Source organism: Marinomonas foliarum (genome assembly GCF_016906065.1).
GTDB classification, from domain to species: domain Bacteria; phylum Pseudomonadota; class Gammaproteobacteria; order Pseudomonadales; family Marinomonadaceae; genus Marinomonas; species Marinomonas foliarum.
In genome coordinates, this window is sequence record NZ_CP070273.1 from 604,221 (window position 1) to 618,456 (window position 14,236).

16 protein-coding genes are annotated in these 14,236 nt (G+C 41.5%); 9 read left to right on the plus strand and 7 right to left on the minus strand.

The window, feature by feature from the left end; all coding sequences use genetic code 11:
* Window positions 1-11 precede the first annotated feature (11 nt).
* The gene (locus JSY38_RS02845; protein WP_181858490.1) at window positions 12-164 is read left to right on the plus strand and encodes a hypothetical protein; all 153 of its coding nucleotides are present in this window, start codon (window positions 12-14) and stop codon (window positions 162-164) included.
* A gap of 44 nt (window positions 165-208) precedes the next feature.
* Here JSY38_RS02845 and JSY38_RS02850 read toward each other — a convergent pair whose 3' ends face one another.
* Window positions 209-712, minus strand: a complete 504-nt coding sequence (locus tag JSY38_RS02850) for a hypothetical protein (protein WP_205115159.1) — start codon at window positions 710-712, stop codon at window positions 209-211.
* Between the two features lie 210 nt (window positions 713-922).
* Here JSY38_RS02850 and JSY38_RS02855 point away from each other — a divergent pair, with 210 nt between their 5' ends.
* The gene (locus JSY38_RS02855) at window positions 923-2,167 is read left to right on the plus strand and encodes a multidrug effflux MFS transporter (protein ID WP_205115161.1); all 1,245 of its coding nucleotides are present in this window, start codon (window positions 923-925) and stop codon (window positions 2,165-2,167) included.
* A 49-nt stretch (window positions 2,168-2,216) separates the two neighbouring features.
* Here the strand turns inward: JSY38_RS02855 and JSY38_RS02860 are convergent, their stop codons facing one another.
* Window positions 2,217-2,801, minus strand: a complete 585-nt coding sequence (locus JSY38_RS02860) for a TetR/AcrR family transcriptional regulator (RefSeq protein ID WP_205115163.1) — start codon at window positions 2,799-2,801, stop codon at window positions 2,217-2,219.
* Between the two features lie 123 nt (window positions 2,802-2,924).
* Entirely contained in the window at window positions 2,925-3,881 is a 957-nt protein-coding gene (locus JSY38_RS02865; protein WP_205115166.1) for a GGDEF domain-containing protein, read from the minus strand.
* Between the two features lie 232 nt (window positions 3,882-4,113).
* On the opposite strand from JSY38_RS02865, the gene trpB reads away from it, so the two are divergent.
* A complete protein-coding gene (gene trpB, locus JSY38_RS02870) occupies window positions 4,114-5,376 on the plus strand; it encodes a tryptophan synthase subunit beta (RefSeq protein ID WP_205115167.1) in 1,263 nt (420 codons plus the stop codon).
* Window positions 5,373-6,170: a tryptophan synthase subunit alpha gene (gene trpA / locus JSY38_RS02875; RefSeq protein WP_205115168.1), complete on the plus strand. Its 798-nt coding sequence runs from the start codon at window positions 5,373-5,375 to the stop codon at window positions 6,168-6,170. The genes trpB and trpA overlap by 4 nt, the downstream gene beginning before the upstream one ends.
* Before the next feature lie 84 nt (window positions 6,171-6,254).
* Here trpA and JSY38_RS02880 read toward each other — a convergent pair whose 3' ends face one another.
* A complete protein-coding gene (locus JSY38_RS02880) occupies window positions 6,255-7,133 on the minus strand; it encodes a LysR family transcriptional regulator (RefSeq protein ID WP_181858491.1) in 879 nt (292 codons plus the stop codon).
* Window positions 7,134-7,485: 352 nt separating this feature from the next.
* Here JSY38_RS02880 and JSY38_RS02885 point away from each other — a divergent pair, with 352 nt between their 5' ends.
* The 5 genes from JSY38_RS02885 to map all read left to right on the plus strand — a co-directional run bounded on the left by JSY38_RS02885 (window position 7,486) and on the right by map (window position 12,417).
* On the plus strand, window positions 7,486-9,021 hold the full coding sequence (locus JSY38_RS02885; RefSeq protein ID WP_205115169.1) for a BCCT family transporter: 1,536 nt from the start codon (window positions 7,486-7,488) through the stop codon (window positions 9,019-9,021).
* A 117-nt stretch (window positions 9,022-9,138) separates the two neighbouring features.
* A complete protein-coding gene (locus tag JSY38_RS02890; protein WP_114410928.1) occupies window positions 9,139-10,023 on the plus strand; it encodes a HalD/BesD family halogenase in 885 nt (294 codons plus the stop codon).
* Window positions 10,024-10,088: 65 nt separating this feature from the next.
* A complete protein-coding gene (locus JSY38_RS02895; protein WP_205115170.1) occupies window positions 10,089-11,309 on the plus strand; it encodes a M24 family metallopeptidase in 1,221 nt (406 codons plus the stop codon).
* A 126-nt stretch (window positions 11,310-11,435) separates the two neighbouring features.
* Window positions 11,436-11,642 (plus strand): ParD-like family protein, encoded by a 207-nt coding sequence (locus JSY38_RS02900; RefSeq protein ID WP_205115171.1) that lies wholly within the window; start codon window positions 11,436-11,438, stop codon window positions 11,640-11,642.
* A 1-nt stretch (window position 11,643) separates the two neighbouring features.
* Window positions 11,644-12,417 (plus strand): type I methionyl aminopeptidase, encoded by a 774-nt coding sequence (map, locus tag JSY38_RS02905; protein WP_205115173.1) that lies wholly within the window; start codon window positions 11,644-11,646, stop codon window positions 12,415-12,417.
* Between the two features lie 90 nt (window positions 12,418-12,507).
* Here the strand turns inward: map and JSY38_RS02910 are convergent, their stop codons facing one another.
* The 3 genes from JSY38_RS02910 to JSY38_RS02920 all read right to left on the minus strand — a co-directional run bounded on the left by JSY38_RS02910 (window position 12,508) and on the right by JSY38_RS02920 (window position 14,075).
* Window positions 12,508-13,080 (minus strand): fasciclin domain-containing protein, encoded by a 573-nt coding sequence (locus tag JSY38_RS02910; protein ID WP_205115175.1) that lies wholly within the window; start codon window positions 13,078-13,080, stop codon window positions 12,508-12,510.
* A 98-nt stretch (window positions 13,081-13,178) separates the two neighbouring features.
* Window positions 13,179-13,667: a peptide-methionine (R)-S-oxide reductase MsrB gene (msrB, locus tag JSY38_RS02915; protein WP_239544234.1), complete on the minus strand. Its 489-nt coding sequence runs from the start codon at window positions 13,665-13,667 to the stop codon at window positions 13,179-13,181.
* 198 nt (window positions 13,668-13,865) lie between these two features.
* Window positions 13,866-14,075: a cold-shock protein gene (locus JSY38_RS02920; RefSeq protein ID WP_113915034.1), complete on the minus strand. Its 210-nt coding sequence runs from the start codon at window positions 14,073-14,075 to the stop codon at window positions 13,866-13,868.
* Window positions 14,076-14,236 lie beyond the last annotated feature (161 nt).

The window sequence follows — 14,236 nt, forward strand, 5'->3', positions numbered from 1 at the left end:
GCACAAATTTTATGAATTCACTTGCCACTGTCGCGCTTGGCGCCTTTGCTATTATTTTCTTTTGCGCTGCGTTAATTTTTGGACTGATTGCTCTAAAAAAATACAATTCAGAAAAGACACGTCTTGATGAATTAGCAAACAAAAGATCAAAAGAAAAAAGATAAACGCAGAATAAGCAACCTCGCTAGCACCTAAAGACTACCGAAGCTTATGGATAAAGGCGGATAATACCACTTTTTCCCTCTATGTCACCGAGAATCCAAACCTTCTCGAACGCATGAGGCACAGGAATAGTAATCATATGCTCCAGCGCCTTGATGTCGGTTTGGCTCCATGCAGGGTGGGTATTACGGATCACCAACCAGACTCGTTCCGAATCGTATTGCTTACCCGATTTATTCTCTAAAATCTTATTGAGCGACCTCAGTAACCGCCCATCCGCTGGCTCTTGTTTTAATGCACGCAACACATCGCGGGTTATTGGCGTAAGATCTCGCCCAAGGAATTCCATTGCCTCTTCTTCAGAGCCATATAAGTGCGCAATTTCTAAATCCAATCGCTCGCCTTCCAACATGCAAGATACATCAGGTCGAATCGGATCATTGTGCCATATATGGCGAATATGCTTCCCTGTGTTTCGCTCATAACAGCGCATAAACAGCTTAGCTGCTTGATGTTCAAGCTCTATTTTTTCTTTTTCGCTGTTATGCATAACCCGTTCCCCATACAACAAAACATAACTCCTTTCTTATCTTATGGGGAAAACAACAACAGCACAAAGACTAAAGCACCCTAGACTAAATCCTTATTTTATACACATATTGACAAACTGGATGTTATAAAGCCTGAGTATAATACTCAGCTATTATTAGGGGACGACATCGCTCTCCCCTTCAAACAACCTTTTTTCTTTGGATAACATATGGAAAATGCTCACAACGATACTTCTTCTTCCGGTATGGGATCGAAGGAGTTCACACTTTTAGTTGCTCTATTAATGTCGATAACAGCAATATCAATTGATGCTTTGCTGCCAGCGCTTGGGATAATAGGTAAGGAACTCGGTGCCGTTACCGCGAATCAGCCACAACTACTGATCAGCATGTTATTTTTAGGTTTAGCAATGGGGCAGTTAATCTGTGGGCCTTTGTCTGATTCTCTAGGTCGTCGTCCTATTTTATTTTGTGGCTTTACGATCTACTTAGTCGGCACTGTGGTTTGCTATCAGGCGGACAGCCTAGAAATGCTCATGTTAGGTCGCTTTATCCAAGGCTTGGGCGTTGCTGGACCTTATATCTCAGCCATCTCGTTAGTACGTGATTTGTATCACGGCGCTCAAATGGCTCGCATCATGTCGTTGGTGATGATGATTTTTGTATTGGTTCCAGCCATCGCTCCGACCCTCGGACAAGCCATGATGCTCATTGCCGACTGGCGCAGTATTTTTGAACTCTATTTGGTTTACGCTGCTATTTTGATGATTTGGATTGGCTTTCGTTTAAAAGAAACCCTACCAAAATCCAATCGAATTCCGTTTTCAAAAAAAGGCTTCGTAGAAGGGTTTAAAGAAGTTGTCACAAACCGCATAACCGCGAGCTATACAATTTGCATGGGATTATTTTTCGGTAGTTTCATTGGCTACTTGAATTCTTCACAACAAATTTTCCAGGTGCAATTTAAGACGGGGAATTTATTCGCACTTTACTTTGGTTTGTTGGCTTTGGTACTTGGCTTTTCTTCACTAATTAATTCACGCATCGTGGAAAAACACGGAGCCAAATACATTGCCTTTCGTGCTATATGCGTCGTTGTTATCGCCTCCATTGCATTCTTTGCCCTACATGCTTTTGTAACGATCAGCTTATGGATGTTCTTGGTATATGCTTCGGTTTTGTTCTTCTGCTTTGGCTTGTTGTTCGGTAACGTCAACTCCCTTGCAATGGAACCAATGGGTCACGTAGCAGGCATTGCCTCTGCGGTTATTGGTTCGGTATCGGCAATCATGTCAATGGGGATTGGTACCATCATAGGTCAAATGTACAACAATACTCTAATGCCCATTTCAGGCGGCTTTGTGATCATGGGATCACTAGCAATATGCATCATGTATTGGGCTGAAAAAGGCCGTGTTGAAGAAGTAACGGAAGAAGAAAGCGTTGTTGCTTAACAACAAAACTCGACCTAGTTGAGTTCGAATAAAAAGCCAAATAGTTTTTCTATTTGGCTTTTTTTGTACTGCTTGAATCAACTAACAGAGCATCAAGCTGACTTTCTAGATCTGTCTTAGTCATCACTACTTGTTTCATCAGTGCCGGCGTTAAAAGAGCCTCTTTACTAACCGCTTTCAACGTAAAAAAATTCATTGGCGATACTGAAAACTCAGCAATCCACGCTGACAAAATAGATTCTAAAACAGCTTCAAAGTCAGCAAACAAAACAAATGTCGATGGAAGCATCTTATGTTGTTCACCAAGCAAAATACGGTACACAGCAAGGCGTTCCGCTTTATTAACCCAGGCTTCCCAAAGCAAGATCCAGCCAGCAATTAGCGATAGCCCTTTTTTCGATTGCAGATGCATCAACGTTTTTTGCATCTCATCTTGCGCTTGCTCTGTTAATGAGATTAACACCATTTCCCACAGCACCAGCTTAGTTGGAAAATTACTGTAAACAGTCGGCTTAGACACACCAGCTGTTACTACCACCTGATCAATACTGGTACTTTGATAACCTTGCTTCGTAAATAAACCACCCGCTGCCTCTACTATGTGGGCTTTCTTACTGGGTCTTCCTCTTGCCATTACTGCCTCTTAACAAGTGTTATTTTATCTAATGGAATTCTAACCCATTGATGTAACGTTGCTTTCTATATTTGAAAAAGCGACATTGGTAGATAATAGCAAATTAAGATTATGAAAGGGACGCTACCTTTTTTTCTTCTGCTGATACATAGCAGCATCGGCACATTGAATCATCTCTTCAATCGATTTGTCAGTGTCATGCGGGAAATGGGTAACACCTGCACTGTATTGAATCCTATAAGGCTTTTTCAAACTGTCATTCACTTCATCTACACACACCGCAAAGCGCTCTAAAAACACAGCAATCTCTTCGGCCGTACGGTCACTCAACATAGCAACAAATTCATCCCCACCTAAGCGCCCAATCACATCATATTCACTAAATGACTCAAGCATTATCTGAGCAAACTTAGCCAAAACAAAATCACCTTCATGATGACCATAATCATCATTTATCGCTTTAAATTTATTAAGATCAAAGACGACAAAAGACATTGTTTTTTTATCGCGCTGACACGCTTTAAGCATCTGGTTGACCATAGTCATAAAGCCACGTCGATTAGATATCAGTGTCAGTTCGTCCAAGGTCGCAAGCTGAATCGATTGAATTTCCTGCTCAATGATCGTACCTAAGTCTTTCAGTAATAACTGATCTTCTTCATCAAATACCCTTGGCTTGCTATCTATGATACACAAAGTACCGATATTAATTCCTTGACGAAGTTTCAAAGGGTAGCCTGCATAAAAACGAATATTCGGCGCATCGGTAACAAGCGGGTTATCAAAAAATCGTTCGTCAATTGACGCATCGGTAATGATAAACAAACCATCCTGATGAATAGCATGGCCACAAAACGAAACATCTCGCGGTGTTTCACTCGCCTCAAGCCCTTGTCGTGATTTAAACCATTGACGGCTTTCATCTATCAGACTAATCAACGAGATAGATACACTAAACATTCGCTTAGCCATCCGAGTGATGCGATCAAATCGTTCTTCGTGAGAGGTATCAAGAATTCGCAACGCTCTTAATGCATGCAATCGTTCAGCTTCATTTTTTGGGATGTCAGGTTTAATCATAAAAGTCCTACTACAAAGAAATTAGCTTACTCAAATTGTAGCAGTAAATTGAACATTAACCCGTTACTTACCAATCACTCAGAACAATCAATAAAGCGCAGAAATTTTATCAAAAATGTAAAAGCACATCTTAGCCAAAAAATACACTTGACGACCAATCAATGCTGCATTAAATTAACTAAACGGTATAGTTAATTTAATAGAGAAAAAATAGCAATTTTAGGAGCAAGTCATGCAAAGCGAGAACGGTTTCTACGGGCAATACGGCGGTAGCTATATTCCTGAAATTCTTTATTCGAGCCAACAGCAAATTTTACATGCGTTCGAAGAAGCCAAAAACGATCCTGAGTTTCTCGCTGAGCTAAACCAACAATGGCAGCAGTTTTCTGGCCGCCCTACTCCTCTTACGTTTTGTGCGAACTTGACCGAACACTTTGGTGGCGCACAAATTTATCTAAAGCGCGAAGACTTAAATCACAGTGGCGCACACAAGATGAACAACGTAATTGGCCAAGGGCTATTGGTCAAACGTATGGGCAAAAAGCGCGTTATTGCCGAAACAGGTGCGGGTCAGCATGGTATTGCTACAGCGCTTGTTGCAGCGCGTTTAGGACTGGAATGTACCATTTACATGGGCGCGAAAGACATTGAACGCCAATACCCGAACGTATTCTGGATGAAACAGCTTGGCGCAACCGTTGTGCCAGTTACCACTGGCGCACAAACTTTACGTGATGCCTTAGACGAGGCCCTTCGTGACTGGTCTTCTAGCCACGAAGAAAGCCACTACCTAATCGGCACCTCTTGTGGTTGCGCGCCCTTTCCTGAAATGGTGGCCTACTTCCAATCTATTATTGGCAATGAAGTACGAGAACAAAGCGTTGCACAATTCGGTCAATTTCCAGATCGCTTATACGCTTGTGTTGGCGGTGGTTCGAACGCTTGCGGTTTATTCCTACCTTTCCTTGATGACAAAGACGTGGAAATGGTCGGCGTTGAAGCTGGCGGCAAAGGTTTAGAACTTGGCGAGCACTCTATTCGCTTATCTCATAACCTTGGACAGCCAGGTATCGCCCAAGGTTTTGCAACCATGTTCCTGCAAGATGATGCAGGACAGCTACAAGAAACCCACTCTATCGCAGCCGGTTTAGACTATGTTGGCGTTTCGCCTATCATTGCCCATTTGGCAGAAACAGGTCGCATTAATATGACCTATGCCATGGACGATGACGTGATTGCCGCTTGTACGTTATTACTGAAAAAAGAAGGCATAATCCCTGCGCTAGAATCGTCCCATGCTTTAGCGGGTGCCTTTAAAGACGCGCCAAACTTGCCGAAAGATTCAAAGATCGTCATCAACCTTTCTGGTCGTGGCGACAAAGACATCTTTAACGTAGCGAAAGCCGTGCAGGACGAAACCTTCCCACAGTTTTTAACCGATTACCTTGCGGCTTATCCAACTAATCACGCCGACAATGAGGAGCAAAACGCATGAGCCAGTTAGCCACCTTTATTGCAGAAAAACGCCAGCAAAAGCCGATTTTGTCCATGACCCATGTAGTTTATGGCTACCCAAGTGTAGAAGAAAGCTTGAGCTGGATGGAAAGGTTAATGCAGGAAGGCGTCGATTTTATCGAGGTGCAATTTCCTTTTTCCGACCCTGTCGCCGATGGCCCAAGTATCGTTGCGGCTTGTCATAAAGCATTAGAGCAAGATTTAAATGTAGAAACCTGCTTATCTCAACTAGGCAAGCTCGCGAAAAACTTCCCTGACAGCCGCATCGTGTTAATGAGCTATCTAAACCCAATGTATCGCTTTGGTTTAGACAAACTCGCCAAGCGTGCGGCTGAAGAAAATATTCTAGGCTTGATCCTTCCAGACTTGCCGATTGAACAAGCAGCGACCTATCAAGCGGCTTGTAAAACCAGCGGTATCGATCCAGTTTGGTTGGTGACACCAGTGACGCCACCAGATCGCTTAGCCATGTTAGCAAACCAAGCCAGCGGTTTCTTATATTGCGTGGCGCGTTCTGGTGTTACAGGGCATTCTGTCCATGAGACAAAAAGCAACGCAGGCAAAGCCAAACAGAACTCTCTGGATGAGTATTTGGCGCAAATAAAACAACACGCCAGCGCACCAATGGGCGTCGGTTTTGGTTTACGCGAACGCGCTCAGATAGAGCAACTGATTGGCAAAGCTGACATCGCTATTCTTGGTTCTGCATTATTGGATGCATACAACAAAGGTGGTCAAGAAGCTGGTATTAAGCTAATCCGAGACTTGTTTTAAAATTAGATAAAAAACTCAATTACCAAAAATTGCTCCCTCTTATCTTATAAAAAGGGGGGCGCTTTTGTTGTCTCGAAGGCTTGGCTATCTAATCTCAGCAATCGTTTGTAATGCGCTGATAACCTCTCTTATTTCAGGTCGGTTCTCTACTGACTGATGATAAATAATGTACCAAGTACAAGGGGCTGAATAAGCTGCATTTTTTAAGGTTGTGATATTTTCGAAAGCTGAATTTTTGGCTGCCCAAGCGGATAAAAACGTTACATATTGTTGATTCATAGATAGAATTTTTAATATTAATGAAACAGAGTCTGCTTCCCTGATAGTCTTAGGACTGCAATTATTTGGTCTGAAGATTATGTCAAACTCCATATCCGGCTGATGGGCTCGACTGTAGGTAAGGTATGGGTATTCTGCAATTTTTTCGATACTGAAATGTTTAGTAGTATTTAGAGGATGCTTATGATTAATCGTAAGCAACAGCTCATCATCAAAGATTTTTTCGCAATGAAAGTCTTTCGTATTGACTGGAGTCGTATCGATAATAAAATCCACTTCTCTTTCGAAAAGCGCATTCACAAGATTGGATGTGCTGTATCTGTTGATATCCAACTTATCAAAAGAGGTCTCAGGAAGGTATTGTAGAATGGTGTCAAAGGTGTCGTAGGCACTAACACCCCACCTAATATAGCTATCTGACCGTCCTAACATTACCGCTTCTGTTTCTACTTTACGGACAAAAGGTAACAACAACTTAGCGGCTTTCAACAGTCTCTCGCCTGATGGCAAAAGTACGAGTTTTCTCCCTCTTTTATCATAAATATTTACTGTTAATCGCTTTTCTATTTCCTGTAAACGATAAGTAGCTGCCGGTTGCGTCAACCCAAGCGCCGAGGCTGCATCTTTTAACGAACTGTGCTCATCAATCGCACATATCAGCTCATAGTGTTTTATATCTAGCATAAAAAATCTCAATAAAATGATGAAAATAAAACAGTGCACCATACTTTTTCATGATGTTTTCTTTAGCATCAAGACCGTTATGACACACTTTTTCTCTCCATAAAAACCTTATTTTAAAATATATACAATCTAATCACGACATGAAAAAGCAAAAAAAATCATGAAAAAAACTTCACCTCGAAAACAAAATTAAACATAAGTAATTGAAAATTAATACATTTTATACCATTACAAAAAACGCAGCCAATTTAAATATAAAAAAATGATGACTTATTCAATCACAACTTTATTTTTTTTTCCTCTAAATATTATTTAGGCTAATAGGACACACTAAATAGCAGAGACGATTGAGATGAACAGAAACTTACGAATTAGGCCTTATACATTTTACCCCTCACTTACTATTTTAGGAGTTCTAAGTTACTTAGCGCTTTTTGACAATGAAAACTTCCTAGCAATAACCTCAGTAATACATCATTGGTTGTTAGATAACTTTGGCTGGATGTACCTTCTTTCCGCTTTTTCATTGGTCATAACTTGCTTCGTGGTTTTCTTCTCTCCAATAGGCGATATGAGAATCGGAGGAAAAGAAGCAAAACCACTTTTGACAAAGTGGCAATGGGCTTCGATTACGTTATGTAGTTCTGTTGCTATAGGGTTACTCTTTTTTGCCTCATCCGAACCTATTATCGATATGACTTACCCCCCTAAATTTTTAGGGGCAGAACCACTTTCAAGAGAGTCTGCCGTCTTTGGTTTGGCCGCCGTATTTATGCATTGGTCGCTAACCACATACGCTCTCTATAGCATTCCTGCATTAGCATTCGCACTTGCTTATTATAATTTTAAACGCGACTTCAGCATTTCTTCAGCCATGTTTGTTGGCAGTAATGTTGAATTAAAAACAACAACAAAACAGTTGATTGACGCCTTTGCTCTCATTGCGTTAGTCGCAGGGATGATCACATCTTTAGGGTCTAGTATTTTAATGCTTGAAGGTGGGATCAACGCGCTTTTTGACACTAACATAGGCACCACAGCACTCGCTCTGATTGCCGCCTTAGTGATGGTGGCTTCAGCTTTGTCTGCTGCATCCGGCCTACACAAAGGAATTGCCTTCTTATCCAGCTGGAATGCGAAAGCATTTATCGTTTTCTCACTGCTCGTTTTAGTTTTTGGCCCTACTAGCTTCATCGCTCATGCAGGGCTCGACAGCCTTTCCATGTACCTTTCAAACTTTGTGAGCTGGAGCCTAGATACAGGTGTTGTTGTAGAAGATTCTTGGCCAAAAGATTGGACTGTCTTTTTCTGGGCAGCTTGGTATGCATGGGCACCAATAGTCGCAATTTTTCTTGGTAAAATCTCACGCGGCTACACTGTCAAAGAGTTCCTAATTTTCAATGTGGCAATGCCTTCCATTTTTGTACTGTTCTGGTGTTCTATTTTTGGAGGCTACTCTATTTACCTTGAGCTAACAGCCAATAATGTCTTATCTGATACGCTAAACCAAAAAGGTCCAGGTGCAATAATTTGGGAGCTAATGCAAGATCTCCCTGGTTCTATTTTCTTCATTGCATTTTTCCTAATTATGTCCTTCGTGTCTTATGTAACCGCATCAGATTCGGCTATTGATGCCATAGCTGGAACATGTGTTGAGTCCTCTAATGAACAGGGTGAGGAACCAAAATCACCACTATTTATTAAATTAGTATGGGGCGGAATCATTGCTCTATTGGCCTGCATTATGACAATCAATAGCGGTTTGGATGGTCTGAAATTGGTATCAACCATCGGTGGTTTCTTGGGAATGATTATTGCGGTATGTGCGCAAATTTTCTTATTACGTTTGTGTTTTTCTAAGACTGGGAAAAATAAAGCGAAGACATGAAGGAAGGTACGAACAAGCTCTTTCCTTAATAAAATGGCAACTATTTAACTAAGGCCACGTAAAAAGATGCCATTTTAAAAAAATGACACCTATATGAAATTAAAGGATTTTTTTATTATGAACCCTACAAACAATCAAGATCAAAATACGCAACATGAATTAGACAGCCTTGTCCAGATGATAAATATGTCTGACTACCCGCTAAATGACAAAGAGTCGGCGGCCTATAAACAAGCGGTACTTGCTTGCCAGCAACAGCTTGAAAGTGATGGCTGTGCTCACTTACCCAACTTCATTCGTGAAGATAAAATCGAGTTAATTAGAAAGCAGAGTGAAGATGTCTCCCATTTAGCCCACTATCACGAAAATAAAGTGACGCCTTATGCCACTGAAGGCAATCCAGAATTAGGCGAAAGCCATCCGGTTAACCGATACCAACAGTTTAGCAATGGTTTTGTTGCAAAAGATCTTCTACCAGAAGAAATGATCATTAAACAACTTTATCAGAATACTATTTTCCAAGAGTTTATTGCTGAATGTTTGGGTAAAGACAAGATTTATGAATATGCAGATCCCATCGCGGGCCTAGTAATTAATGCAATGCCAGAAAATACATCATTGCCTTGGCATTATGATACGAATGAATTCATTGTCAGCTTGATGACTCGTCGCCCAGAAGAAGGCGGCGAATTTCAGTATTCTCCTGGGCTTCGTCAGCCAGGTAACGAAAACTACCCAGAAGTACAAAACATTCTCGATGGTGATCTTACTAAAGTGAAGTCACTAACACTGAACACAGGCGACCTACAAATGTTTAAAGGCCGCTTCTCTATGCACCGTGTTGCATCATGCAAAGGCACTAGATTATGCGCCCTGTTTGGCTATGCCGAGAAACCAGGCATGATCGGCAAAATCAAACGTACGAAAGACGTTTATGGGCGGGTAACTGAGGCTCACATCAAGGCAGAGCAAGAAACAAGGGAAGACGGTTTAGCTGGCTAAATTCAGTCAAGTGCAAAACTTTTAATACTTTAAAACCATTACAATTCAAAAGGCATATCTCAAAAATGAGCTACTCAACTTTCGATTTTTTCAATCAAGTAATCGATAAAGACTTAGAAGACCGTGTCGCTATGTACCGACTAAATCGACTAAGAGAACAAATAATTAACTTCAAACTTGATGCCGTGGTGCTATTTGAACCAATTAATATTCGCTACGCTTGTGGTGTTCGTAACATGCAGGTGTATTCTCAGCGCAACCCTGCTCGTTACTTAATTGTGCCCGCAGAAGGCCCAGTGGCTTTGTTTGAGTATCGCTCATGCGCCCATTTAACAGAAGGTGTCGTGACACTGGATGAGGTACATCCAGCCAGTCCTATCATGCCACTACACAGCGGAGATCATTCTCATCGCCATGTACAAAGCTTTATTACTTCTCTGAAAGATATTCTGAGCCGATCTACACAAAACTTCGGACGTATTGGTATTGAATCAGCACCAACAGAATTATTAGCTGATACGATTAAAGCAGGATTTGACGTAATAGATGCTTCTCGCCCTATTGAAGTAGCTAAGTCTATTAAAAGCCTGGATGAGCTTACACTTATCGCTCGTTCAGTGACATTAACAGAGAGAGCCATGTCTGTTCTCGAGGGTTACCTTAAGCCTGGCATTACAGAAAACGAAGCATGGGCCGTATTTAACAAAGAAGTACTCGCGACAGGTGGCGAGTATGCAGAAACTCGATTATTTTCCTCTGGTGACCGCACTAATCCATGGTTCCAAGAGTGTTCAGATAAAATAATGAACGCGGGTGAACTGGTGGCTTTTGATACCGATACAGTTGGTATTTTTGGCTACTACACTGACTTTTCGCGCACCTTCGTCATTCCAGGCAAAGAAGCCACACCGACTCAAAAGGCGCTATATCAGCTATCTAGTGAAGAACTAGAAACCAATATTGCGCTAATGAAACCAGGAATGAGTTTTAAAGAGTACTCACAAAAAGCGTGGAAAATCCCAAAAGAATACCAAAAAAACCGTTATCTGGCGGTGGTGCATGGCTGTGGAATGACAGGAGAATGGCCAATCATTTCCCACAATATGGACTGGGATGAAGTGGGTTATGACGGCATTATTCAACCCGGCATGACACTATGTGTTGAATCCTACATTGGCCGTGAATACGGTGAAGAAGGTGTTAAGTTAGAAGAGCAAGTTCTGGTTACAGAAACCGGAGTTAGAAGAATGTCATCGTACGGCTATTCAAATGAGCTTTTAAACTAACCCTATGCCGTCTCATTCAGATTTCTGACAAGCCAGCCTTACTAAAAGCTAATCAATAAATAGCGCTTGAAAAAACCAAACCGTGAATATATGATCCATATACATTTTATATATGGATCATATCTCATGGGTATTATTAAAATCTCCGACGAACTTCACGACGACATTCGCAAAAGTTGCCATGTCATGTCGCGCTCTATCAATGCACAAGCCGAATTTTGGATGAAAATGGGGCGCTTAGCCGAACTCAACCCCAGCCTCACCTTTTCCGAGTTGATTGCCAACGAACTGGCCAGTGCAAATGCTGAAACACCACTCAAATCGGTGAAGTAGCATGCAAGTTCATATTAAAACGCCAACAGAAATCGAATTCATGCGTGAGTCTGGCAAGTTACTGGCCAGCGTATTTCATATGCTCGATGACTTCGTCAAAGAAGGTGTATCGACTTTAGAAATCAACGATAAAGTAGAAGACTTTATTCGTAATGAACTGAACGCAAGACCCGCAAGCCTAGGGCAATACGATTACGGCTTCTCCTTGAACTCTTCAATAAACGAGGTAGTTTGTCATGGCGTTCCAAACGACAGCCATAAACTCAAAGCAAAAGATATCGTCAATCTAGATATCACACTTGAGAAAAACGGCTTTATCGCCGATTCCAGCAAAATGTATGTCATGAGCGACGCAAACCCTATTGCCAAACGCTTAGTAAAAACTACCTACGAGGCAATGTGGGCTGGGATCAAAAAAGTAAAACCTGGTGCTACCTTAGGTGATATTGGCGCAGCGATCCAAACCCTAGCAGAAAGCAAAGGTTACTCTGTTGTAAAAGAATACTGTGGTCATGGCATTGGTCGAGAAATGCATGAAGAACCACAAGTTCTGCATTACGGCAAAGCCGGAACAGGAATGACACTGAAAGAAGGCATGACTTTCACCATCGAACCCATGATCAACCAAGGGAAAGCCAAGACCAAGACAAAAAAAGACGGCTGGACGGTTGTGACGGCTGATAAAAAACTCTCCGCTCAATGGGAGCACACCATCTTAGTCACAGACACGGGTTATGAAGTTCTGACCTTAAGAAACGATGAAACCAGTATCTAAAGGGGTAAAGATACTGGTTTCATCGTTTAGCCAGCCGACCTTATTAGTTAAATACAGGTTTTTGGGCTAGATCTGCGCTTTAGTACTCGCTTATTGCTTAGGCAAAAGCACAGTATCAATTACATGAATCACACCGTTGGATTGTTTAACATCAGCAATAGTCACGTTAGCAACACGGCCGTTTTCATCTTCAAGCATGATTTTATCTCCCATATAAGTAGCCATTAATGTACAGCCACCGATGGTTGGCACTGGGTGTTTGCCCATATCATCATCGATCATGGTTTTAATTGCGCCAGACAAGGCATCGGCTTTTACCACGTGACAAGCCAACACTTTCGTTAAAGCGGCTTTGTTTTCTGGCTTCAGCAAACCGGCTACGGCACCCTCTGGTAATTTATCAAACGCGGCATTGGTTGGCGCAAATACCGTAAATGGGCCAGGTCCTTGTAATGTTTCAACCAAACCTGCTGCTTTAACGGCAGCCACTAATGTCGTGTGATCTTTAGAGTTAACCGCATTTTCAATGATATTTTTGCTCGCATACATTGGTGCGCCACCGACCATTGGATTAGCATTGTCATCAGTCGTTTTCATACCACCAGCAGAACAGCCAGCAAGTGTTACAATTGTTGCAGCAGAAACAAGACTTAGTAATTTCATTGTTATTCTCCAGTTTGTTTTTCCATAACAATTCGCCATGGTTATAAGTACATACGCAGCGAATTTAAAATGGTTTCATTTTTTTATAAAAAAAATATTTAAGCAGGTTGAAATACTAAAGAAATACCATTTAAACAATGGCGTAATCCCGTTGGTTGTGGGCCGTCATCAAATATATGACCAAGGTGGCTACCACATCGACGACAATGCACCTCAGTTCGCTCCATAAAGAAACCATTGTCTTCTTTTGTTCCAATCGCATTTGGCAAGCTGTCATAAAAGCTTGGCCAACCTGTGCCACTCTCATATTTTGTATTACTCGGATAAAGAGGAAGATCACAACCTTTACAGAGATACGTTCCCTCTCGCTTTTCATTCAGCAAAGGACTACTACCAGCACGCTCTGTTTTCTCTTCTCTCATTACTTGGTATTCAAAATCACTTAACTTTGCTTTCCATTGCTGCTTAGTTCGATACACCTCAAAATGTGAGCTAGAAGCTAATACCGCTGCAGTCGCGGGCATAGTTGAAAATTTAATAACACCTGCCGCGCAAGCCGCTTGTACAAGAAAATGTCGACGATTCATAACAAAACCTCCAAATAAAAAATGCCTAAATGCTTTTAGCAAATTCAGCTCATACTTAGAAATACGAGACAGGAGCAATAAAGTTTCAGAAAAAGGCTTTAGAAAAGGTTTTGGAGAAGGGTTTAGGGAAAGTTTTAAAGACAAAAAAAGGGCAAGTTCCGAAGAACTTACCCTTTTTTAAATATTCTTAGTAGCTAATTAAACTACTGTAATATTCTCTGCTTGAGGGCCTTTTTGGCCAGCAGTAACAACGAATTCTACTTGTTGGCCTTCAGCCAATGTTTTGAAACCATCGCTAACAATCGCGCTGAAATGTGCGAACACATCTGGGCCAGACTCTTGCTCGATAAAACCAAAACCTTTAGTTTCGTTGAACCACTTAACGGTTCCTTTCACTGTATTAGACATAAATAATCACCTGAGTTTTAAATAGCCCTTTAGGGGCCGGTTTTGCAAAAAAAATAGACTTGTACTTAGAAACTTTCAGGACGAGGATTTTATGAATAAAACAACGTATTGCAGAGTTAATAATTTTAGACTTCTTTCTAGCTTGTGCCGCCATACTATAG

Coding starts and splice junctions, on each gene's coding strand:
- JSY38_RS02845 (WP_181858490.1), top strand. CDS start 12: ATGAATTCACTTGCCACTGTCGCGCTTGGCGCCTTTGCTATTATTTTC.
- JSY38_RS02850 (WP_205115159.1), bottom strand. CDS start 712: ATGCATAACAGCGAAAAAGAAAAAATAGAGCTTGAACATCAAGCAGCT.
- JSY38_RS02855 (WP_205115161.1), top strand. CDS start 923: ATGGAAAATGCTCACAACGATACTTCTTCTTCCGGTATGGGATCGAAG.
- JSY38_RS02860 (WP_205115163.1), bottom strand. CDS start 2,801: ATGGCAAGAGGAAGACCCAGTAAGAAAGCCCACATAGTAGAGGCAGCG.
- JSY38_RS02865 (WP_205115166.1), bottom strand. CDS start 3,881: ATGATTAAACCTGACATCCCAAAAAATGAAGCTGAACGATTGCATGCA.
- trpB (WP_205115167.1), top strand. CDS start 4,114: ATGCAAAGCGAGAACGGTTTCTACGGGCAATACGGCGGTAGCTATATT.
- trpA (WP_205115168.1), top strand. CDS start 5,373: ATGAGCCAGTTAGCCACCTTTATTGCAGAAAAACGCCAGCAAAAGCCG.
- JSY38_RS02880 (WP_181858491.1), bottom strand. CDS start 7,133: ATGCTAGATATAAAACACTATGAGCTGATATGTGCGATTGATGAGCAC.
- JSY38_RS02885 (WP_205115169.1), top strand. CDS start 7,486: ATGAACAGAAACTTACGAATTAGGCCTTATACATTTTACCCCTCACTT.
- JSY38_RS02890 (WP_114410928.1), top strand. CDS start 9,139: ATGAACCCTACAAACAATCAAGATCAAAATACGCAACATGAATTAGAC.
- JSY38_RS02895 (WP_205115170.1), top strand. CDS start 10,089: ATGAGCTACTCAACTTTCGATTTTTTCAATCAAGTAATCGATAAAGAC.
- JSY38_RS02900 (WP_205115171.1), top strand. CDS start 11,436: ATGGGTATTATTAAAATCTCCGACGAACTTCACGACGACATTCGCAAA.
- map (WP_205115173.1), top strand. CDS start 11,644: ATGCAAGTTCATATTAAAACGCCAACAGAAATCGAATTCATGCGTGAG.
- JSY38_RS02910 (WP_205115175.1), bottom strand. CDS start 13,080: ATGAAATTACTAAGTCTTGTTTCTGCTGCAACAATTGTAACACTTGCT.
- msrB (WP_239544234.1), bottom strand. CDS start 13,667: ATGAATCGTCGACATTTTCTTGTACAAGCGGCTTGCGCGGCAGGTGTT.
- JSY38_RS02920 (WP_113915034.1), bottom strand. CDS start 14,075: ATGTCTAATACAGTGAAAGGAACCGTTAAGTGGTTCAACGAAACTAAA.